Raw genomic sequence first — 23,284 nt, forward strand, 5'->3', positions numbered from 1 at the left:
TTCAGGTACAGGTTCATTTTGAGCAATCGGCAATGTGAAATGGAATGACGAACCTTTTCCCTCTTCCGATTCGACCCAAATGTTTCCGTTTTGTAGCTGAACCAGCTGTTTGACGATGCTTAGGCCAAGACCGGCTCCGTCGTCTTTATTAGTTTCGGCTTGCTGAAAAGACTCAAATATGGTTTGGCAATCGGCTTCTGAAATGCCGCTTCCGGTATCCGTTACTGTCACCTTGATCATGTTATCGTTCAGTCTTGAAGCAGAAAGTGTAATTTGGCCCTCTGCTGTATACTTGATTGCATTGTCTACTAGATTGGTTACAATTTGCCGAAAGCGGTTTTCATCCGTGAGTACCAAAGGAAGGCCGGCTGGAATATGATTTATAATGTTCAAGTTTTTATGTCTGGACAAGAGATTGTAGAAATTCATTTCCGAACAGATTAAAGTATAAATATCAACAGGAACCGGATGAATCTGAAGCATGCTTTGCTTTATTTTTTCTAAATCCAGAATGTCATTCACCAGATTGGACAGCCTGTAGCCCATGCGGATGACAAGCTGCATGTTTTCTTTCTCTTCTTCTATCGTTCTTTTTCCTTTGCCGGCCAGCAGCGTTTGGCATATATTAATAATGCTGTTCAGCGGCGTTCTGAATTCATGTGATGTTTTGGCAATAAACTCATCCTTCAGCCGGTCAATCCTGAGTAATTTCCACGACAGCACTTCATTTTCGCGGAAAGCGCCGGCAAATTGCTGTGCCATCAGAAGAACAATCGCCAGCAACGCAATGACGGTTGGCAATGAATAAATCGAATTAAATGAAAAGGCTGTTTTTCCGCTGTAAGCGGAGATGGTCGTTAAAATGACAAAAGCACTCATTGAAATAGAAGCGATTGTCAGATACAGGCTTCCTTCCATTTTGCGAATCGCTGCAATTGTAAAAACATATGTGATATAAACCAGGGTCGAAACGGCTAGCACAGAATGTAATATGTATGAGCCATGGCCGATAAAACCCACGGTTAAAAAATCTGTGATCAAGACCAGCCCGGAAGAAACAGTGGCTATGAGAATAAAACGTTTTGATACAATCTGCCGGTAAGCAAAATAGAGATAGAGAAAAACCGCTATACTGACAAATACGGTTGAGATTGCCCTCATTGAATTTAGCAATGAAAATGAAATTGACGGATAGAGGAGAAATATAATCCGCTCTTTTCCGATCATCAGAATAATGAATGAAAAAAGAAGACACATAACAGAAAAAAACAACAAATGTTTATCCTTTTTTCTTTGCAGGAAAAAGCCCAGAAAATATAATCCGGTAATGAAAAAAGCTGTAATCATGATTGAATCATTCAGAAAGGAAATTTTGTTTTCCCGCAATATTTGGTCCTGCGTTCCAAAGGTAATCGGCTTTGCGATTCCCCACCCCGGCGTTTTTCCGAAGTTCGAAAATTGTACGACGAGTTCATTGTCACCCTTGTGAAGCGTAAAAAAGCTCGTATACGGTCTGTTTTGCGCCGTGAAATCAGGTTTATTTGAAGGGCTGCCGCTCTGTCCGATGAATTGTCCATTGAAATAGATGCGATTTGCACTGTAAATAAACGACGTGCTGATCCCAAAAAGCTGATTATCTTGATTTGATCTGATAATCAGCTTGTACGTTCCGTAATCCACATTGATGCCCTGTTTGGTCACCTTCACATTGCTGGGGACATCAACGAAGACGGGATCTTTTCCTTTTGCTGAAGAAATCTCTTTTGGCGACAGCAGCTGATTGGGATATAATGTCCACTTTCCATTCAGCTGTACATTTCCATCCTTCTGAAAATCCCAGTTTTCCAGATTCATGACCCCATGCCTTGCCGCAGGAAGTGTTGATCCCGAAAAATGGTCAATGCCAATAAAAATCATAAAGAAAGCGGCATAACCAAAAATAATCGATATAAAAATGAACTTTTCTTTCATATCAGTGCTCCTTTATCCCAATAGGATCATTCTTAATTCCCATTTTTTATAAATATTTTAAATGTAAACTTTCAAAAACTACAATAGAAAGAAAAAGAATCCAGATAAAGGGGCAATTTGGCATGATATAATAGAAGTTATTTACTGATATCTCGATTTTACATATAGGGTGTGATGTTTTGTGAAAGCGTTAATTGTTGATGATGAGCACCTGGCATTGCTTCACTTTAAAAATATGCTTGAACGGACAAACGCCTTTCAATCTATTATGGCGTATCAAGATCCGATTGAAGCTCTGGAGCATCCTGAGGTTGCTGCTGTAGATGCAGTGTTTCTTGATATTGAAATGCCGGGGGCTAACGGCATTGAACTTGCTGAAGCGATTCAATCGATGAATGAAAACATCCAAGTCGTTTTCATCACGGCCTATAATGAATTCGCTATCAAAGCGTTTGAGCTGAATGCTATTGATTATTTGTTGAAGCCTGTAAATTTCAAGCGGATCGAGACAACTGTTGAACGAATCAGAACGAATAACAAGCTTAGAGCATCTATGGAAAATACCGAGGCGCATTATTTGATCCAATGTTTTGGGAACCTGCAGTTTCATCAGATCTTAAAGGAAGTCAAAACAAACATTCCCGTCAAGTGGAGAACATCAAAAGCACGCGAAATATACACCTTTTTACTTCATAATCAAGGGCGTGTTGTCAGTAAAGACACGCTAATCGATCTTTTTTGGCCTAATTATGATGTCTCAAAAGCAAGCACCCAACTCTACTCTACCATTTATCAGATAAGGAAATTGCTCAGCCAGATCCCTTTCAGCCAAACAATCGAGAAGACCGACACAGGATATATTCTTCGACTTTCAGGCGCAAAAATCGATGTTGTGGAATGGGAACAGTCACTAAAAGAGACGCCCCCGCTCAATACAGCTACATTACATCTGCACATGGATCTTTTCATGTCTTATCAAAATCATTATCTGATGGAGCATGGCTATCTGTGGGCAGAACCGGAAAAGACGCGTCTAGTCCAGCTTTGGCTAGGAAAGGCTTATGAACTGATCGATTTTCTCATTCGTGAAATGAAAGATCATCAAGCGATGGACATTTGCCTGCAGGCCGAGAAAATGGAGCCTTTTGATCATAAAATTATGCAATATAAGCTGCAGCTATTTAACAAAAGCGGGAAGGTAGAAGAGGCGATAAAAGAATATCAGCGCTACAAACAAATGAAGGATCAAATTAATTAAAGTATAAATATAGCAAAAATCCATATCCAGCCAGTGTGTGTCGATTGCCCTATCGAAGCACACTGGTTTTCTTTTTGTACATGTCATCTTCATCGAAAACCCTCGCCATACGTCTCCATTGAAACTTTAAATCTCCAATTCATTCAGTTTTTAGTTGTACAGAATTTGTATAGTTCCATTTCATACAATGTAGTTTGGTTCGGCTTCGTTTTTAAACTCATTCGGCATGAACAGTTATTTTTTGGGATGAGACATGAATTATGGTCTCGCGGATCAATCGGCAAGTGAAAAATAGATATGAAAAGGGAGGAATGAAAAGTTGAGAAAGAGGAGCTTTCCCTCAGGGCTGAAAAAAAGCGGGCGGATCGTTATGATCATCAGTCTGGCCATCTTATTCTTTTTCAGCCAGATTGCCAGCTATACTCTTACAGCGGAGGCTGTGGGCGTATCGTCAAGCGACAGCCAATTCTTCGATTCAGTGACAGTCAAAGACAGCAATCAGCAGGTTGTTGACGGGTCAAAAGGAAACGAACCGGCATTATCGCCGGGGGATGAAGTGACACTGACATATGAATGGTCATTAAAACATGATAAAGAAGCAGTAAGCGAACAGGACATCCATGTGGAGATACCTAAAAGCTTTACATTTGATAAAGGTGCAGAAGGTGAGATCAAATCTGCTGATCAGGTCATCGGCAGTTATCAAGTGCCAGCGGGCAGCAGCACCATGACGGTAAAATTAACAACTGCATCCGGGGATTCTCTTGATGTCAAGGGGACTATTACACTGTCAGCCGCGTTTACCGCCGATGTGAAAGACAATGAAGATACAGCAGAAGCCCTTTTTCAACTAGGGGGGAACAAAACCCAGCAGGTAATCATCCCTGTCAAGAAAGATGAGACATCAGATAACGAGGCAGAAAAGCCAAAAAACGACTCTTCTGATACTGCGGGTGATCAGAAAGGGACAGTCGACAAATCTGCACCTTCAGTCAGCAAGGATCAAAAAGAAGAGGAACCAAAACCATCAGCAGACTCTAAGAGCAGTGATGCTCCTAAGAGCGGTGATTCAAAAAAAGTGTCATCCTCAAGTCAATCAGCTTTCAAAAGCTTGCAAACTGAAGAAAAACAAATCACGCAACATATTTTAACCGGCGTGACATTGACGGACGAAAACGGAAAGCCATATGACAAGGGCAATCGCGCCAATACGAATTCTCCGGTGAAAATTTCAATTGATTGGGCCATTCCTGACGATTTGGGAAAAACAATCAATGCTGGCGATAAATATGAATTTGATTTGCCTAAAGAATTTATTATGCATAATGACATTTTGAACCTGCCGTTAAGCGCCGGAGACACCACCTATGGGACATTTTCTATTGATACGAACGGACATGTGGTGATGACATTTAACGGCGAGGTAAAAGAAAGTTCTAATGTCAAAGGCACATTGGTTATCAATACGCAGTTCAATGAGAAAAAAATAACGGGATCGACAACACAAAAGATTCCATTCCCTGTGAATTCCGATACGCCTGAAACAACGGTTTATTTTAAGCCAAATGTGAGTAAAACCATTGATAAATCAGGTGTTCTGGATAAAGGCATTAACCCTGGCAAAGTAACATGGACGGTCGATGTCAATAAAAAATTGGATCAAGTCAAAAATGCCAAACTCACGGAAAGCCTTCCGGAGGGCTTAACCTACCGTTCAGTTAAAGTGTATGAACTCAATGTGAACATTGATGGTTCTGTAAGCAAAGGAAATGAAGTTTCTTCCGGCTACAGCGTTGATTCAAAAGGAAATGTCACATTTGATGGGACAATTGATTCAGCCTACCGCCTTGTATACGAAACCGACATAGACAATAGTGCAAAGCCAAGCGAGGGCGGAAATGTGACGTTGACGAACAAGGCAGCATTCAGCGGAGACAACCTGGAACCTATTTCTGCCGAAGCCACTGTTGCAGCCAAATATGGAAAAATGATCGCAAAATCATCGATCGGCTATGATGGAGAATCTCAAACATTCAGCTGGGCTCTTTCATACAACTACGGTGAGAAACAGATCGACAAATCCAAGGCCAGCATTAAAGATTCTTTTGGAACTGGCGATTTGCACCTTGTGAAAGACTCTTTAAAGGTTATACCTATTGCCTTTGGGCAGAACGGCGGTGAGCAAGCGGGAACGCCTTTAAAGGAAGGCGAGGACTATACGCTGATCGATAATGGAAGCGGATTTGAAGTCAAATTTAATAAAACCATTACTAGCGCTTACAAAATCACATATCAAACAAAGGTCAACAGCGGAGTGATCATTGATAAATCGACAACATACACCAACAGCGTGGTGACCGGAACAGGGGATTCAAAAGAAGCTTCCGGAATAGCCATTCAGCAGAATCTCATCAAAGGATATTCAAACGTAGATTATGAGAAGAAGACGGTTGATTGGACGATTACAGTTAATAAAAATAAATACTTGATGAATAATTGGACTTTGGATGATCAATTTGAAAGCGGCGGAATGGTTCTTCTTGATGAATCGTTCAAGCTTCAAGACATAACGAACAACAAAACATTGCAGAAAGACAAAGACTACACGTTAACAAAAAAACCGGATCATAAAGGCTTTACTTTGGCATTGATCGGGGATTATGCAAAAACAGACAGTCAATTTAAGATCACGTATACGACAACATTCAATGCCGATTATTCTAACGAAAGCGTCAAGAATACAGCTCAGTCGACATGGACTGATCAAAACGGCAATGAGCGCACGAATAAGGTATCAAGCGGTTTTACGCCGAATCATCAGACTTCAAATAATGGATTTAAAAACGGTTCATATAACGCGGTTTCAAAGGAAATCACGTGGAAAATCGGCGTCAACTATAACGGCGAGCCGACGAAAAATCCTTATATCAAAGATGCCATAACAGATCCTCAGCAATTTGTGCCGGGTTCCGTTGTCGTTAAGAGTTATACGATCAATAAAAACGGCTCCATCACAGAAGGAGACGCACTTGACCCTTCCAAGTATGATGTCGAAGAGCCTTCAGAGAAAAATGAACACACACTGACGGTACACCTTAAAACAGGTGATTCTGTACCATATCTGATTAAGTTTAAGACATCACTCAAGGGGCAGGTCATAGATCAGAACCAGTACACAAACAAGGCAACCTACTATAATGCCGGCTATGCAGACCGCACGTTGACGGGCTCTGTTTCAGTTACGAACGGAGGAAACCTGGTTTTCAAAGGCGGCAAACAAAATGGAAGCTATATCGATTGGAACATTAATGTCAACTCCAGCCAATCAACGCTGGATGACGTAAAAGTTACTGACACGCCGGACGAAAATCAAATACTAGATGCAGATTCTTTTAAAGTATATCAAGCAAAATATGATGAAAACGGTGTGGTCAAAGACAGCAGCGGGAATCTGACCGCGGGCGATGTCGAGCTTCAAAAAGACAAAGATTACACGTTAGACATCAAAACCAACAATACAACAGGTGAACAATCGTTTGTCCTGACATTCATAGGCAGCTATAAGCAAATTGACCGTGCCTATGTGATCAAATACCGGTCTCTGATTAACATAGCCGGTACGAATGGCCACGTTAAAAATAAAGTATCCATTTCTGGAACAAATGTGAAGGAGCAGACTCAAGAAACCAGCAGCTCGATCTTTGTTTCCATTTCAAGCGGCGACGGTTCGGGATCCGGAGAAAAAGGAAGCCTGACGATCTTTAAAACAGGTGAGGACGATAATGCTCTAGAAGGCGCAGACTTTCAATTATGGTCTGAAGACGCCAAGCAGCTTCTGCGTACAGGTACGATAGGTTCCGGCGGGAAGCTTACATTCGGAAATATTCGCTACGGTTCCTACGTATTAAAAGAGATAAAAGCGCCTGACGGATATACCATCAGTGATGCTTATGCAAAAGGAGTCTCTGTCAAGATAGACAGCAATTCCTCCAAGACAGGAGCGCTGTACAAAGTCGTAAATCAACAGAACAAGGTGACGCTTATCAAACAAGACGAACACAACAATCCTTTGGCGGGTGCTGTTTTCAAGCTAGAGAAAAAATCAAATGACGGCACCTATACTCTCATACGAACAGATATCAAATCCGATAAAAACGGCAAAGTAGAAATAAATGGTTTGCCGGCGGGCTACTACCGCTTGGCAGAAACACATGCTCCAGCAGGCTTTATCGTGAATACAAAAGCGATTCACTTTTCAATCGCAAAGAATGAAAAGAATCAAGTGTCTGATGTCAATTTAGGAGCGATGACCAATTACCAAGGGAAAGTCTCTCTAACGAAGGAAAATGCTGAAGGCCAGAAACTTGAAGGCGCAGTATTCAACATTGTCGATCAAGATGGAAATATCGTCAAAGAAAAGCTGACTTCGGATAAAGGCGGAAAAGTTGAAGCTTCGGGCCTTGCGCCGGGCCGTTACGCCTTTGTGGAAACAAAAGCGCCAACCGGCTATGTGCTGAACACAAAGAAAAAAGAATTTACCATCTCAGAATCTGCAGCAGGAAAGCCTGAAGCCGCAGATGCCGGAATTGCCGTTAACGATAAAGGCTCTGTTGAGTTGACGAAGGAAGATGCCGATGGCCAGAAGCTTGAAGGTGCCGTCTTTAGGATTATTGACAAGGAAGGAAATACGGTTCAAGAAGGGCTGACCTCAGATGAAAACGGGAAAGTCACAGCTTCAGGCCTTGCACCGGGACACTATGCTTTTGTCGAAACGAAAGCGCCATCCGGCTATGTGTTAAACACCAAGAAAATAGAGTTTACGATTTCTGATTCCGCAGCAGGAAAGCCGGACCCAGCGGAGGCCGGGATCGCCATAAACGATAAAGGCTCTGTTGAGTTGACGAAGGAAAATGCTGAAGGCCAGAAACTTGAAGGTGCAGTGTTCAACATTGTCGACCAGGAAGGAAACACGGTTCAAGAAGAGCTGACTTCGGATAAAGACGGAAAAGTTAAGGCTTCGGGCCTTGCACCGGGACGCTATGCCTTTGTTGAAACGAAAGCGCCATCCGGCTATGTGTTAAACACGGAGAAAAAAGAGTTTACCATTTCTGAATCAGCAGCAGGAAAGCCGGAACCAGCGGAGGCCGGGATCGTCGTGAACTATAAAGGGTCGGTTCAGCTGACGAAGCAAGATCAAGATGGAAAAGGCTTAGCCGGCGCAGTATTTAAAATCACTGACAGCAATGGGAAAACAGTGAGAGACGATCTAGTTTCAAAAGAAGGCGGCAACATTGAAGTTGACGGTTTAGCTCCGGGAAGCTATCAATTTGTTGAAAAACAGGCGCCCGATGGATATCTTTTATCCGAAAGCCCAGTGTCATTCACCATTAAGGGTGAATACGGCGGCAAACCTGAACAAGTGAAAGTAACAGCGGTTAATACCAAGAATCTTGTTGCTCTCATAAAAGTGGATCAGCATGATAAAAACAAAATTCTCCAAGGCGCGGAGTTCAATCTGACAGACGCCAATGGCAAAGTACTGAAATCTGGCTTGACAACTGATGACAAAGGACAGATCACGATTCATGGCCTCAAAGCTGGCGAATATCAGTTTGTCGAAACAAAAGCGCCTAAAGATTATCATTTAGACCAGACACCTATATCGTTCAAGATCAAAAATACAGATACGAAACCAGTTGAAATCACTGCTGAAAACATATTGACACCAGGTGACGTGAATATGACGAAAGTGGATCAAGACGATAAAACGACAGTTTTGAAGGGCGCTGAATTCAAGTTATTGGACGCAAGCGGCAAGCCTGTAAAAACTGACGGCTATGGAAAAGAGCTGCCTGAACTCTGGAAAACGGATAAAAAGGGGCAGTTCACAGTAAAAGGCCTTGCCCCGGGAAGCTATCAGTTTATTGAAACGAAGGCACCCGAAGGTTACAAACTGGATGAAACACCGATTGAATTCACAATTGAAAAAGGACAGTCAGAAGCTGTAGAGATCGTTGTTTCTAACCAAAAAGTGAAAACACCAACGCCTGACAAATCTGATAACCCTGATAAACCTACACCGGGTGGAAATGTGAAGGGAGATGGACATCATTCGAAAACCAATGGTACAGATGGTGATTCGAAAACAGACAAATCCCTTCCAAAAACCGGAGATGCGGACAGCACGCTGACAGTAATGATCGGTATGCTGCTGCTTATGGCAGGCGGAGGCTTAGCTGTTGCCTCAAGAAAGAAGCAAAGAAAGGGATAAATATGAAAGCACCTGATCATTGAAGAAATGATCAGGTGCTTTTTTAAAAGTGACACAGTTGATTTTAGAATGAAGCATAAGAAAGGAATTTTTTTGCATGCATAAGAAAATGATCATTACGATGTTCACTCTATTAGGACTGCTGCTTATCTGTTCTCCTTTTTTGAAAGGAGGAATCATAGCCTGCCTTAGCAAAAGCCAGAATGCGTCGGCCTTAACTGTGGAGCAGCTGAAAAAAAATAATGAGAAAGAAGCTGCTTTTGAATTTGACTCAATCGAGCCGCCTGATTTGATGGATACCATAAAGGCTGGCTTTGATCACGATCAGAAAGCGATCATCGGACGCATAACGATTAAAAGTGTCGATCTGGAGCTTCCGATCCTAAAAGGCACTACCAACGAAAATCTTTTGATCGGGACCGCAACAATGCGGCCGGATCAGAGAATGGGCGAGGGAAATTATCCGTTGGCTGGCCATCATTTAAAGCAAAAGAGTCTTCTGTTTGGACCTCTTGAAAACATAAAAACAGGTGCTCAAATAGTCATTACTGACTTTACAAAAGACTATATTTATTCTGTGACATTCAAAAAAATCATATCGGAAATGGATATAGATGTGATTGAGGACACAAACGAAAAGGAGATTACGTTAATCACATGTGACAAGGCGGTCAAAACCGAAGGGCGCCTCGTCGTTAAGGGAAAATTGGTTGATTCTTTTGGCCATACAAAATTAAATACGGATAAGTGAAATCTATAACAATAATAAAAGCTGCAGGATTTTCCTGACAGCCTCGACTGCTGTTCTGAAACGGCAGTCTTTTTTAATGAAGAACATACTTCTTCAAAATGTCCATAGTGGTGCTTTTTGCTTCTGTTCCGGTTCCGTCAATGTTCGTCACGAAACTGTACGCCCCGTGCTCGGTTTTGACAAAGCCTGTATACCAGCCGATGCCTGAGCCAGAGCCTGTTTTTCCATAAAGCGTATAGTGATCTTCATCTTCTTGAATCATCATCCGTTTTACCGTCTTCATGACGTTTTTGTCAAATGGGAGTTTTTCTTCGTATAACGATTCCATAAAATCTGTTTGTTCTAAAGGAGAGATTTTGAGAGTGCTGCTTAGCCAGAATTGGTCAATTCCGCCGCTGATGTCTTGGTTGCCGTAACTTATTTTTTCAACCCATTCTTTCATTCGCTTTTTTCCGATGTCCCGGGCCATTGCTTGGTAATACCAAACAACTGAATATCTCATAGCGGAGCCAAGCGTATGGTCTTGGTTCCAAACGTCAAGTTCCCGTTTAACGCCGTCCCAGTATTTGATGTCATATTCATCTTTAACAGCGCCTGTTTGTAATCCGATAAGCGCATGAGGAACTTTAAACGTCGACTGCGGCGCAAATCTTTGTTTTGCGCGCTGATCGTTGTAGACAAAGGTTTTTTCGTTTTTTAGATCCCGCAATATAAAAGTGCCGTCGTGATCTGTGAAGAATTCATCAACCTTCAGCTTTTTCGAATTTGTGTTTTTCTCAGCAGCTTTTGCTTCTGTAGGTGTCTGTAGACTTGATGTCATGAGGAGAGCCGCACCGATAAGTGATAAAAAGATTGCTTGCATCTTTCGCTTACTCATATTTTCACCTCTGCACCTGAAGAGGGGACATGTCCCTCTCATTTATATTTTTTGCTTAAACGCTTCAATCAGTTTTGTTCCTGTATAGCCCTCTTTTACAAGGGATTCCAGAAGGGTTTCAGTGCCCTGCTGTTTTCTTGTGACCATTTGTCCGTAGATTAAAACCTGTATGCTTTCCTCCAGCTTGACAATATTTTTCACTGCCGCTGTCAGCTGGGCGGGGCGATTGCTTTTTTTCGTGATCGTTACAAATACTGTGGCTTCAGTTTGGCTGTTTTGAAGCTGTTCAAAAAAAGACAGGTGCTCTTTCGCTACAAGCGCTTCAATCAGCCAGTGATTTTCACCGTCTTCTTTATTTATAATCAGTCCGTCAATAAGGGGAAACTGTTCAATTGATTTCTCTTCCTTGTCCACTCGTTCCACATTCAGGTCAACCAGTTTAAAGGTTTTCATTTCTATTCTCACCCCGATTACTTCCAAAGATTTCTTGCCTTCCATTATAACATAAACGTTTTAGAGGAAAAAACGTGCAATGCCGGGACTAAAGAACTTTGTATTGGCGAAACATTTAATAATTTCAATTTTTTCATTATACTGTAACTGACTATGGATTACGGAGAGATGTGTATGAATCAATTTCGCTTAAAAGAAATTTATATTGACGGCACTCCTTCTGAAAACCGTTTAATTCAAAAGGAAGTAACATATATGTTAAGCCGTAAAGAAGTTTTTGAGGTCCATCTGAACAAAAAAAGAAGGATAAGCTTTTTATACGAAACGCAAGACGGCATGGAGCAATATAAAATCGAGCTGTCAATGCCGGAAAAAAAACTGAGCTTTCAGTGGTTTGCATGGGATGGCTCTTCCTATGTGTGTATGAATACGCAAAATTGGCTGACAAAGCAAATATTTTTCCGGTTTTTAAAAAGTACATATTTCTTTAAAGGGAAAAAACAAAAGATGTTTTTAGCTGAAGGAAAAATGAAAACAAAAGATAAAAACAGAGGCTGAAAGTCATTTTTAAGCGTTTTTCTTTTCTCATTGCATCATCTACAATACATATAAGCGCAAGGAGAGGAGGAATCGCATGTTCAATCAGGTTATGCTTGTCGGACGTCTTACAAAAGATCCTGAGCTTCGCTACACTTCCGCCGGTGCGGCAGTCGCACACGTTACGCTCGCGGTAAACCGCAGCTTCAAGAATGCTTCAGGTGAAATCGAGGCCGATTACGTCAATTGCACGCTTTGGAGAAAAACCGCTGAAAACACAGCGTTATATTGCCAAAAAGGTTCTCTCGTCGGCGTTAGCGGACGGATTCAGACAAGGAGCTATGAAAACGCAGAAGGCGTTAACGTGTATGTAACAGAAGTGTTGGCTGACACTGTTCGTTTTATGGACCCTAAACCCCGTGAAAAAGCTGCCGATTGACAAACCCCTGATCCTCCCGTTTTCTATCCTTTCACGATTATTCGAATCTCCGCATCATCCCCTCAAAATTGACCAGTCGACCAGGCTGGTCTATCTTTTTATGATATTTAGGATAAATTGGTTCTTATGATGCATTTTTGCTTAAAAACACTTAAAATAATTGATTGTACTTTCTAAAGAACTTATAATTACTTAAAGATGATAGATCAGAAAAGGAATGAGGGCGTGTACCAAGAAGAAAGATTAGTAGCGATTTTGGATTTTTTAAAACAGCATAACCGAATTACAACGGAGCAGATCTGTACGCTTCTTCAAGTCTCAAGAGATACAGCCAGACGGGATCTTGTGAAGCTGGAGGAACAGAATGCCATCATCCGCACAAGGGGCGGTGCTATTTTGCCGACTGTGCATCAGAAAATTCAAAGTTATTCCGGCCGCCTGAATACAGTGTCCGAGGAAAAAAGCGAGATCGGCAGGCTTGCCGCATCGCTCATTCATAATGGTGACCGGGTGATTTTAGATGCCTCTACAACCGTTCAGGCATGTGCAGAGCATATGAATGCGGATGATTGCACGGTGATTACCAACTCGATTAATCTGGCCGAAGTGCTGTCCGATAAAGAAGGAATTGAAATCTACCTGTTGGGGGGCAAACTGGAAAAGGAGCACCGCTTTCTGTACGGTGCCTCTGTGATTGAAAAGCTCTCAAGCTATCATGTCGATAAAGCGCTGATCGGTGTGGTTGGCATTTCTGAGCATGGCATTACAATTGCACATGAAGAAGATGGCATGGTGAAGCGAAAAATGATTCAGCAGGCAAAGCAGGTGATCGCGCTTGCAGATCATTCGAAACTGGGAAGTACCAGTTTTTATCAGTATGCGGAGCTGAGCGAAATCGATCTCTTGGTCACAGACAGGCTGCCGAATCAGGCATTTTGTGATTTGCTTGACCGTAACGGGGTGGAACTTCTCGTAACAGAGCAGGATGAAGGAAAGGGCTGACAAACGTGAAATTAATTGCGATTGACCTAGATGGAACCTTACTCAACAGCAAGCATCAAGTAAGCTTGGTAAATGAAAACGCGCTGCGGCAGGCGCAGCGGGACGGCATTGAAGTGGTAGTGTCAACTGGGCGCGCTCATTTTGACGTCATGTCGATTTTTGAGCCGCTCGGGATCAAAACGTGGATCATCAGCGCGAACGGCGCCGTCATTCACGATCCTGACGGCAGGCTTTATCATCAGGAAACCATTGAGAAACAACGGGCGTATGACATTCTCTCATGGCTTGCGTCGGAAAACTATTATTACGAGGTATTTACAGATTCAGCCATTTATACGCCGCAAAACGGCAGAGAGCTTCTTGAAGTTGAACTGGACCGATTCAGAAGCGCAAATCCGGAAGTGGATCTTTCTGTCCTTATGCAGGCGGCCGAAGTGCAATACAGCCAATCGGGCTTCGCTTACATTGGCTCGTTTCAAGAGCTGTTTGAAACTGATCAGCAGATCGACTTTTATAATATTCTCGGTTTTTCTTTCTTCAAAGAGAAGCTTGAGGCAGGCTGGAAAAGATATGAACATGCTGAAGATTTAACACTTGTCAGTTCGGCTGAGCATAACTTTGAGCTTTCTTCCCGCAAAGCTTCCAAGGGGCAGGCGCTGGCGCGGCTTGCGGAACGGCTGAATATTCCGATCGAAGAAACAGCGGCTGTCGGTGACAGCTTAAACGACAAATCGATGCTGGAGGCTGCGGGAAAAGGTATAGCGATGGGCAATGCGCGGGAAGATATCAAAGCGATGGCCGACGCTGTAACCTTGACCAATGACGAACACGGCGTCGCACATATGATTAAACATTTACTGTAGGTTTATATGCTGCATCAAAAGTGCATCCTGTTAATAACCGGCGTAACGGATTCTCTGGACATTCCGGCGTGACGGCTACGAACGGAAAAAAGCTGGCTCTTTCAAAGAGCCAGCTTTTTTATAGTCATGATCATCGCGCTGAGGCGCTTAATGTAAACAATTCTTCGAGTGCCTGTGTGGAAAGCTCGGTAATCCAGTTTTCACTTTGGATAATTTGGTCGTTCAGGGTTTGTTTCGATTCGAGCATGACATCAATTTTTTCTTCGATTGTTCCCGTCGTAATCATTTTATGAACGTGGACAAAGCGCTCCTGGCCAATGCGGTATGCCCGGTCAGTGGCCTGGTTTTCAACCGCCGGGTTCCACCATCTGTCATAATGGATGACGTGATTGGCGGCGGTCAAATTGAGCCCGGTGCCTCCAGCTTTTAATGAAAGAATCAGTGTCGGGTATTCTTTCTTCTGGAATTTCTCAACGAGTGTGTCCCGCTCCTGCTTGGAGAGACTCCCGTTTAAAAATTGCACGGGTTCGCCGAACGTTTTTTCAAGCAGCCGTTTCATCATGTTCCCCATCTGAATGTATTGCGTGAAAATGAGGCAGCTTTCGTTTTGGGCGCGGATCGCCGTCATGAGTTCCAGCAATTTTTCGAGCTTAACTGATCTGCCGGCCAGCAATTCGGTCTGCTCTTCCTTTAAATAAAGCGCGGGATGATCGCATATTTGTTTAAGCCGTCCGAGCATGCTGAGGATCAGCGCTTTTCGCTGCATGCCGGTCAGTGATGTCATATGGTCAAATGTGTCTTTGACAAGCTGCTCATAAAGTGACGCCTGTTCGGCTGACAGCGGGATAAATTCTTTTTCTTCCAGCTTTTCAGGAAGATTAAGCGCGACCTCTTCATCCCGTTTCGTCCGCCTGAGAAGGAATGGCCGGATTAATTGCTGTAGCTGTCCGATTCTTTTTTCGTCCCGGTCTTTTTCGATCGGCAGCACATAGCGTTTATGGAAGCCTGTCAGACTGCCGAGGTAGCCTTTATTCATGAAGTCAAAAATGGACCACAGCTCGGTCAAACGGTTTTCCATTGGCGTGCCGCTCAGCGCGATATGGTGAAGCCCTTTAAGCTTTCTGATTGCGCGTGATTGCTTCGTATGCGCGTTTTTAATATTTTGCGCTTCATCAAGACAGATTGTGTTCCATGTCACAGAAGACAGCTCTTCCGAATCGGCATGAGACAGCCCGTATGAAGTGAGTACCACATCTGCGTTTTCGTAATGCGCGTCGAAATCATCACCTTTTGGCCGGCGCGGCCCATAATGGAGCGCGACAGACAGGTCAGGAGCAAAGGTTTGAAGCTCCCGCTGCCAGTTGCCGAGTACGGATGTCGGCGCGATAATCAAATTCGGCGTTTTTTGCCGGCCGCTTTCCTTCACGTGAAGGAAATAGGCGATCATTTGAATCGTTTTTCCAAGGCCCATGTCGTCAGCCAGACAGGAGCCAAAACCGCTTTCCCGCAGAAACAGCAGCCAGTTCATGCCGTATTTCTGATAGGGGCGGAGCGTGCCTTTGAAAGAAGGACTGACTTCGTGATCCGGCAGGTTTTCAGCGGAAGTAAGCTTCCGAATCAGTGACCGGAGCTGTTTAGACAGATCGAATTGAATGCCGGCAAAAGCGGATGTATCAATCAGATCTGAATCCTCAAGCCCGCCTTCCTCTTGATCCATTAGTTCGCGCGACAGAATATCAGACATGTGGAGTCCTTCTGATTCCGCTTTTTCCATCAGGCGTTTCATCTGTTTGATAAACTGCGGATCGATTTTGACCCATTGCCCGCGGATATTAACAAGGCGCCTGTTGCTGGCGACAAGCTCATTAAATTCGGCCTCAGTCAGCTCAATTCCATTTGTTGCAAACCGCCAGTTGAAATCAAGCAGCGCATTCATGCCGACAAATGACTCGCCGCGCGGGGCGGATGACACCTTTGCCTTCAGCATCATGTTGCTGTCTCTGACAATTTGCCACCAGGACGGCAGGAGAATTTCAACGCCCATATCGACAAGCGTTTCACTCGCTTCTGACAGAAAGATCCAGGCTTCTTCCTCCGAGATCAGAGTGGTCCCGGAATCAAATGACAGCCACGGAACCGTTCTGTGAAAGCGGTCTTGCTCACGCGCGATTTTATCGCTGTGCGCCTGCCATGATTTTTTGAGGCTTTTCAACCCGTCAAAGAATTCAACAGCGCCGTTCTTTTTATCGCGTAAAAACAGTTCGATTTTCCAATCGTCTCCGTCAAAATCTGGCTCATTTAAGCGCAGGCCGACTGTAAATGGAGATTGATCGTCAATCCAGCCGATGCCTTCAAGAAAATCCTCTTCATCAAGAAAATGTCCGCGGAATGACGTGACCGCAGGCGATTTCTCCTTGATGTGCTCCCATTTCTCCTGCAGGTCATCGTCGTATTGGATGTAATCCTGCACTGCGGCGGAAAACCAATCCGCCGTAAAGCCATCCAGCATATTATCGCGGTCCTTCCAGCGAAAAACACCGTTTGTCCATGCTTCATAGTCAGGCAGAAAATCACCGTCTGCGATAAATTCATAGATGGTTGATGCCGCCTCAATCAGCGGCTCCGTTTCTTCTGTAAGCTGCACGGAGCTGAATGAGTTGAACGAGTTTTTGCCGAGAAGCTCTACAGTCATCCATGGAGAAAGCAAAACAGCGGTTGTCCCGATGAAGCTGACATCCTCAAGAAAGGTTCCGTAAAATGAGGATTCATGCCATTGGAACAAATGCCTCTTCATATGGCTGTAGGGAAGGGGCTGCTCATTCTCATCAAAGGCTGAGAGCGTAAATGACCCATCTTCCATTTGTTCGACGTGAATGAGTATTTCTTTAAGACTCGCCATCAATCAACTTTCCTTTCTGCAGTTCTTCTTGAAGCGCGCGCAGGCGCTTATAATGCGAGCTCAGCTGCTGAATATACCGCTCCCACACCTTCAATTTCTTCGCTTTTCTGTACAGGGTGCGCAGTTTTTTTAAATGCCGGGCGGCTTCCTTGTACGAGCTGCGGTTTTTCTGATCGATAAAAAAGGCCACTTCTCTGTGGTAAGCCGGGATAAGCGCCTCCGGGTCGCCCGCTGCAACTTCTTTCAGCATCATTTTATCCATTTCATAGATGGAAAAGCCGACAAGGCTGTGAATTTCGATCCACTCGGCATACCGTTTTTTCTCATATAAATGATGGCTGTATTCTGTGAACGTATACGGCAGGCAGCCTGCAGCATAGCGTTCAAACAGCGCTTGGTCATTGGTTTGCTTCACATAGGCATTCAGCAGAAGAAACAGCTCGCCGATCACGTCGCGAATTTCTTTAAACGGCTTATCGAGTTTCGTATAACCCATCGCAATCGGTTCAATTCGCTGATACCATGTTTTCAGCCTTTTCCAATCTTTTTTGGCAGTGATTTCACTCAGCCATTGAAACGTATATGGCAGCGCATCCGGCGGGAATTGACCAGCTTCTGCAAAAATAACATCATCATTCTTTTGCAGAAATTCCAAATGCAGGCGCCCGAATTGCAATTCAGGAGAAAAGCGCCGTCCGGCCTCTTTTTTCAAAATGTCCTGTTCGCGCGCCACCCATTTTGGCCGCGACAGCAACGCGCTCCAAATTTCACCGGAAATGCGGATGCGTTCATATTGGAAAATATCTTCTTTCAAGAGCAAATGCCGGATAACATCGGGTGTTTTCTCCAAAAACGGATCAAGCGCAAATGACAGCGCGTATGTTTTTAATTTATCAATAGAGCTGTAGATCGTATCCATCAGCTGTTCAACATACGGATTGAGGGAATAAAAGTCTTGATCGGGGTTCAGTTTGCCCGCTTCAATCAATGTAAACATGCGAAGCCACACCGCAATCGCGGAATGAATCTGGTACAGGTTTTTTAGCTCCGGCTTGTTTGGCGTGTGCTTTTTTAAAGCGGACAGGTAGCCGTAATAGAGGCCCTGCATATTTTGGCTGCCTTCCGGCGTGCGCGCCTGCCAGAGAGAGAACTCTGAATCAAAAAAAGCAAGCCAGCTTGAAAGCGATTCTTCATTAGGAAGCACTTTTTCCTGAAATTGCCGGCGGACGAGCTCTTTGCTTTCCTCGAGCTTTTCCCTCTCCAGCCAATGCTCTGTAAAGGTACCCACTCGCTCGAACATTGCATATACATATAAAAAAACAGCCAGCATATGGCGGCAGATTCTTCCGGACGGACATGAACAGCCGCTTTTGGCTATGACAAACAAGTTCAATGTGACCCGCACAGGCACAACATCCTGCACGTAAGCCGTAACTTCCGTCGGACTCACTGCTTGTAAACGATAGACTGAATCCTGCCGATATAAAATAAGGGCTTTTTTAATCAGCTGAACATTTTCCTCGTTGTAGGGAAGCAGTTCTTTCAACTGTTCAGCGGATGCCAGCACATCGTCTTTGGAAATCATATTCTGAAGCATGATTATCGCTCCTAACCGAGTCACGTAATAAAAAGATCCAATTTCTCTATTATATCGCAACACATCGGCATGAAAAAGTTTTTCCTAAAAAAGGACATAAAAAATGGGATGTGTCGAATGATGTATTAGAGATTGCAAATTGAGAACCGGCATCATATAATAATCGTGTTTTCAACTTAATGGAAGCTGAAAGGAACAAGAAGATGAGTGAAAAGAAATTGAATCAAGAGGAATTTCTGAAAATTTTGATGCATGCACATGAGATTGGTGAACGGTCATCTGAGATGACGACGAAGGAAATGCTTGAAAATTTGATTTCTCATATTAAAAATGGATATGCAACATAAGAATCCCGCACGCTTGATGCGGGATTTTTTTTATGCGAGATGACGTGAATGCCTGAATCGATAAAAAAGGGACAGTTTTGTCAAGATAGAAAATAGAGCGCTTTCATAAATGATCGCAACATAAGGTTTTGTAAAAAAATGTCGAATAATGTCATGTGAAAAGCTGGAGAAATGCGGTTTCTACGTTGTATAATCGTATATGGAAAAGGATGCTATAAGAGATTTGGAGGTATCATGGGAGAATCTACTAGTTTAAAAGAGATATTATCAACGTTAAGAAAACGCATGCTTTTGATTATGATTGTAACCGCAGCTGCCACTGCTGCCGGCGGACTTATCAGTTTCTTCGCACTTACACCCATCTATGAAAAATCAACTCAGATTCTGGTCAATCAATCGAAAAACGACCGAAAAGAAGTCCAATTTAATGATGTCCAAACCAATCTTCAGTTAATCAATACGTATAACGTCATCATTAAGAGCCCTGCCATCTTAGACGAAGTCATTAAAGAGATGGGCCTGTCGATGACATCTCAAGAGCTGAATGACAAAATTACCGTATCCAGCGAGCAGGACTCCCAAGTGGTCAACATATCAGTCAAGGATGTAAATGCGGAAACAGCGGCTCATATTGCCAATACCATCGCATCTGTCTTTCAAGACAAAATCACAACCATTATGAATGTTGACAATGTCAGTATTTTGTCAAAAGCCGAGGTTTCAGGACATCCGTCACCTGTATCGCCAAAGCCGCTCCTAAACATTGCTATCGCGTTCGCGGCGGGATTGGCGGGAAGCATCGGACTGGCGTTCCTGCTTGAGTATTTGGACAATACGATCAAATCGGAAGAACAGCTCGAATCCTTGCTGGACATACCTGTTTTAGGGACGGTTTCCACCATTGCAAATGAGCAGAAAAAAGCGGCAAGCTTACACGGTATCCAATCTGAAAAAGCGGGGAGTGGGCATTTTGGCGCTTAAAAAAAGCAGAGGCTCTTGGATGCGCAGGAATGTCATTGCAATGACAGAGCCGAAATCCTTGAACTCTGAACAATATAGGACGATTCGTACGAATATAGAATTTGCTTCAGTGGACCGCCAAATGAAATCAGTGATGATTACATCGGCCTGTCCCGGAGAAGGAAAATCAACAACGGCCGCTAATCTTGCTGTCGTATTTGCCCAGCAGGGAAAAAAAGTGCTGCTGATTGACGCTGATTTGCGAAGACCAACAGTACATACAGCCTTTCATCTTGAAAATATAATAGGTTTAACATCTGTTTTATTAAAGAAAAGTTCACTGGAACAGGCTGTGCAAACATCTAATGAAAAACAGCTTGACGTGCTGACGAGCGGTCCTATCCCGCCAAACCCGGCCGAGCTTCTCTCCTCAAAGTGGATGAAAGAGCTCGCCGACGAGGCGTGTACGGCATATGACATGGTCATTTTTGATACGCCGCCTATTCTCGCTGTAGCGGATGCACAGATTTTAGGGAGCGTGGCAGACGGTTCTATTTTGGTTATTTCAAGCGGGAAAACAGAAAAAGAACAAGCCGCAAAAGCGAAAGAGGCACTTGAATCGTGCAATAGCAAGCTCCTTGGGGCGGTTATGAACGGCAAAAAGTTTTCGAGGGATTCTGCATATGGATACTACGGAAACAAGGATAACTTCATACAAAATAAATAACGTGCATCTTGCCCGTTATTTATTTTTGCGGAAAAAGGGGGCTAAGACATGATAGATATCCACTGTCACATTCTTCCTGGAATGGATGACGGGGCAAGCGTTTCAGCCGACAGCATAGAAATGGCAAGAGCTGCTGTTCATCAGGGAATCCGGACCATTCTAGCGACACCGCATCATAAGAACGGTGTGTATGAAAATGAGCCGGCGGCAGTCAGAGAAGCAGCAGATCAGTTAAACAAACGTTTAATCAAAGAAAATATCCCTTTAACCGTGCTTCCGGGGCAGGAAATCAGAATCTATGGCGATTTAGAGCGGGACCTTGCTGAACGGCAGCTGCTCTCGCTGAATGATACAAAATACATCCTGATTGAGTTTCCGTTTGATCAGGTTCCCCGCTATGCGGAGCGGCTCTTTTATGAGTTGCAGCTGAAAGGATATATTCCGGTTATCGCCCATCCTGAACGCAACAGGGAAATTCGCGAAAACCCGTCCTTGCTGTATCATCTTGTGGAGAAAGGAGCGGTATCTCAGATTACTTCAGGAAGTCTTGCGGGGACTTTCGGAAAACAGATGAAAGCATTTTCTCTCCGGCTGGCTGAAGCCAATTTGATTCATTTCGTAGCCTCAGATGCTCATAATCTGAAAACAAGAGACTTTCGCTGCCGGGAAGCCCTTGATGTTCTTGAGAAAGAATTCGGTCGGGAATTTCCTTATATACTGACGGAAAACGCTGAGCTTCTCCTGCAGAATCAGACGATCTTCAGACAGCCTCCGCGGCCGGTCAAGAGAAGAAAATTATTTGGGCTCTTTTAAACAGCCGGTTCTCATTTCACCACTTCCTTTCTGTGCGCGATATAATAGTATATTGTATGATTGAATCACATTTCAGAAATCTGTACAGGCTGAACCCGACAGGCTATGCGGGAGATCATCCGCATTCATGATAGGATGTTCTCATACGATATTATGGAAGCTGCAAAGCAGCAATTTAACTGTTGGAGGGAAACAATGAATATAACAGTCATCGGAACAGGCTATGTCGGTCTTGTGACAGGTGTTTCTCTTTCTGAGATTGGATGTCATGTAACCTGCATTGATATTGACGCTCACAAGATTGATGAAATGAGAAAGGGCATTTCCCCCATATTTGAACCGGGTCTTGAAGAGCTGATGAGGAAAAATACAGCTGATGGACGGCTGAACTTTGAAATGAGCTATGAGAAAGGCTTGGCACAGGCAGACATTATTTTTATAGCGGTCGGTACACCGCAGAAAAGCGACGGACACGCGAATCTGGAGCATATTACAGATGCGGCCAAACGCATCGCCCGGCATGTCAAACAGGATGCCATCGTGGTAACGAAAAGCACAGTGCCCGTCGGGACAAACGATTTGATTAAGGGGCTGATCACTGAACATCTTGCGGCGCCTGTCAGCATTTCGGTCGCGTCCAATCCGGAATTTTTACGTGAAGGGTCAGCGATCTCTGACACGTTTCATGGCGATAGGATCGTGATCGGAACAGCGGATCAGACAACAGCCAAGACGCTTGAGGAGCTTTTCCGCCCGTTCCAAATTCCGATTTATCAAACGGATATCAGAAGCGCCGAGATGATCAAATATGCCTCAAATGCTTTTCTGGCCACTAAAATCAGTTTTATAAATGAAATTTCAAATATATGTGAAAAGGTCGGCGCCGATATTGAAGCAGTCGCGTACGGCATGGGACAGGATAAGCGGATCGGGAGCCAGTTTTTAAAAGCGGGCATAGGTTACGGCGGCTCTTGTTTTCCGAAGGACACAAACGCCCTCGTGCAAATTGCCGGCAATGTCGAACATGATTTTGAGCTGCTGAAATCGGTCATCAAAGTCAACAACAATCAGCAGGCGATCCTGGTAGATAAAGCGCTGAACAGGCTCGGCGGGGTGACGGGAAAAACGATTGCCCTTTTGGGACTGTCATTTAAACCGAATACAGATGATTTGAGGGAAGCGCCGTCGATTGTCATCGCAGACCGCCTCGCTGCGCTCGACGCCCATATTAAAGCCTATGATCCGATTGCCGCGGACCATGCAAAGCGTGTTCTGCCAGAAGCCGTTGAATATAAAGAGACAATCGAGGAAGCTGTCAAAGGCTCTGACGCCGTCATGATTTTAACCGACTGGGCCGACATTAAACAATTCCCGTTAGCGGCCTATCAGAACTTGATGGAAACGCCGCTCATCTTTGACGGCAGAAACTGCTACACATTGGATGAAGCAGCCGCTGCAGGGGTGGAATATTATTCTGTGGGACGGAAGGCGGTTGTTCCAGCAGGTGCAATTCAATAGT

At 43.9% G+C, this 23,284-nt stretch carries 16 protein-coding genes and 1 pseudogene; 12 read left to right on the plus strand and 5 right to left on the minus strand.

All coding sequences use genetic code 11. The annotated features are described in order from the left end of the window. Positions 1-33: 33 nt before the first annotated feature. Positions 34-1,971 (minus strand): annotated as a pseudogene (locus V6D41_RS09215) (sensor histidine kinase); the annotation flags it as partial. 181 nt (positions 1,972-2,152) lie between these two features. Here V6D41_RS09215 and V6D41_RS09220 point away from each other — a divergent pair. The 3 genes from V6D41_RS09220 (at position 2,153) to V6D41_RS09230 (ending at position 10,251) form a co-directional block, all read left to right on the plus strand. Continuing rightward, entirely contained in the window at positions 2,153-3,229 is a 1,077-nt protein-coding gene (locus V6D41_RS09220; protein WP_333517991.1) for a response regulator, read from the plus strand. 319 nt (positions 3,230-3,548) lie between these two features. After that, positions 3,549-9,500, plus strand: a complete 5,952-nt coding sequence (locus V6D41_RS09225) for a SpaA isopeptide-forming pilin-related protein (protein ID WP_333517992.1) — start codon at positions 3,549-3,551, stop codon at positions 9,498-9,500. A 97-nt stretch (positions 9,501-9,597) separates the two neighbouring features. Beyond that, a complete protein-coding gene (locus tag V6D41_RS09230; protein WP_333517993.1) occupies positions 9,598-10,251 on the plus strand; it encodes a class A sortase in 654 nt (217 codons plus the stop codon). Positions 10,252-10,324: 73 nt separating this feature from the next. On the opposite strand, the gene blaOXA is transcribed toward V6D41_RS09230, so the two are convergent. Continuing rightward, positions 10,325-11,128, minus strand: coding sequence for a class D beta-lactamase (gene blaOXA / locus V6D41_RS09235; protein WP_333517994.1), 804 nt, complete (start codon positions 11,126-11,128; stop codon positions 10,325-10,327). A gap of 42 nt (positions 11,129-11,170) precedes the next feature. Beyond that, positions 11,171-11,581 carry a YwpF-like family protein gene (locus V6D41_RS09240; RefSeq protein ID WP_148962558.1) on the minus strand — a complete coding sequence of 137 codons (411 nt, stop codon included), beginning with the start codon at positions 11,579-11,581 and terminating at the stop codon, positions 11,171-11,173. A gap of 174 nt (positions 11,582-11,755) precedes the next feature. Here V6D41_RS09240 and ywpG point away from each other — a divergent pair, with 174 nt between their 5' ends. The 4 genes from ywpG to V6D41_RS09260 all read left to right on the plus strand — a co-directional run bounded on the left by ywpG (position 11,756) and on the right by V6D41_RS09260 (position 14,422). After that, positions 11,756-12,139, plus strand: a complete 384-nt coding sequence (gene ywpG / locus V6D41_RS09245; RefSeq protein WP_148962559.1) for a DynA interaction protein YwpG — start codon at positions 11,756-11,758, stop codon at positions 12,137-12,139. A 76-nt stretch (positions 12,140-12,215) separates the two neighbouring features. Continuing rightward, positions 12,216-12,557, plus strand: coding sequence for a single-stranded DNA-binding protein SsbB (gene ssbB / locus V6D41_RS09250; RefSeq protein ID WP_014665657.1), 342 nt, complete (start codon positions 12,216-12,218; stop codon positions 12,555-12,557). Positions 12,558-12,782: 225 nt separating this feature from the next. After that, positions 12,783-13,559 (plus strand): transcriptional regulator GlcR, encoded by a 777-nt coding sequence (gene glcR, locus V6D41_RS09255; protein WP_333517995.1) that lies wholly within the window; start codon positions 12,783-12,785, stop codon positions 13,557-13,559. Between the two features lie 5 nt (positions 13,560-13,564). Continuing rightward, positions 13,565-14,422 carry a Cof-type HAD-IIB family hydrolase gene (locus V6D41_RS09260; protein WP_333517996.1) on the plus strand — a complete coding sequence of 286 codons (858 nt, stop codon included), beginning with the start codon at positions 13,565-13,567 and terminating at the stop codon, positions 14,420-14,422. 130 nt (positions 14,423-14,552) lie between these two features. Here V6D41_RS09260 and V6D41_RS09265 read toward each other — a convergent pair whose 3' ends face one another. Together V6D41_RS09265 and V6D41_RS09270 are read right to left on the minus strand one after the other, a co-directional pair. After that, a complete protein-coding gene (locus tag V6D41_RS09265) occupies positions 14,553-17,321 on the minus strand; it encodes a DEAD/DEAH box helicase (protein WP_333517997.1) in 2,769 nt (922 codons plus the stop codon). Beyond that, positions 17,308-18,918, minus strand: coding sequence for an SWIM zinc finger family protein (locus V6D41_RS09270; protein WP_333517998.1), 1,611 nt, complete (start codon positions 18,916-18,918; stop codon positions 17,308-17,310). Before V6D41_RS09270 ends, V6D41_RS09265 begins: the two co-directional genes overlap by 14 nt. 203 nt (positions 18,919-19,121) lie before the next feature. Between V6D41_RS09270 and V6D41_RS09275 the strand changes: the two genes are divergently transcribed. From V6D41_RS09275 to uglF, 5 genes are all read left to right on the plus strand, one after another. Beyond that, the gene (locus V6D41_RS09275) at positions 19,122-19,265 is read left to right on the plus strand and encodes a hypothetical protein (RefSeq protein WP_003221769.1); all 144 of its coding nucleotides are present in this window, start codon (positions 19,122-19,124) and stop codon (positions 19,263-19,265) included. Positions 19,266-19,499: 234 nt separating this feature from the next. Next, positions 19,500-20,246: a YveK family protein gene (locus V6D41_RS09280; protein WP_087992647.1), complete on the plus strand. Its 747-nt coding sequence runs from the start codon at positions 19,500-19,502 to the stop codon at positions 20,244-20,246. Continuing rightward, positions 20,236-20,952 carry a CpsD/CapB family tyrosine-protein kinase gene (locus V6D41_RS09285; RefSeq protein WP_333517999.1) on the plus strand — a complete coding sequence of 239 codons (717 nt, stop codon included), beginning with the start codon at positions 20,236-20,238 and terminating at the stop codon, positions 20,950-20,952. The genes V6D41_RS09280 and V6D41_RS09285 overlap by 11 nt, the downstream gene beginning before the upstream one ends. A gap of 48 nt (positions 20,953-21,000) precedes the next feature. Further along, positions 21,001-21,765 (plus strand): tyrosine-protein phosphatase, encoded by a 765-nt coding sequence (locus V6D41_RS09290; RefSeq protein WP_333518000.1) that lies wholly within the window; start codon positions 21,001-21,003, stop codon positions 21,763-21,765. A gap of 195 nt (positions 21,766-21,960) precedes the next feature. Continuing rightward, entirely contained in the window at positions 21,961-23,283 is a 1,323-nt protein-coding gene (gene uglF, locus V6D41_RS09295; protein ID WP_333518001.1) for a UDP-glucose 6-dehydrogenase UglF, read from the plus strand. The last annotated feature ends 1 nt before the right edge of the window (position 23,284 follow it).

The organism is Bacillus sp. 0102A (genome assembly GCF_036765155.1).
Lineage (GTDB): Bacteria > Bacillota > Bacilli > Bacillales > Bacillaceae > Bacillus > Bacillus subtilis_G.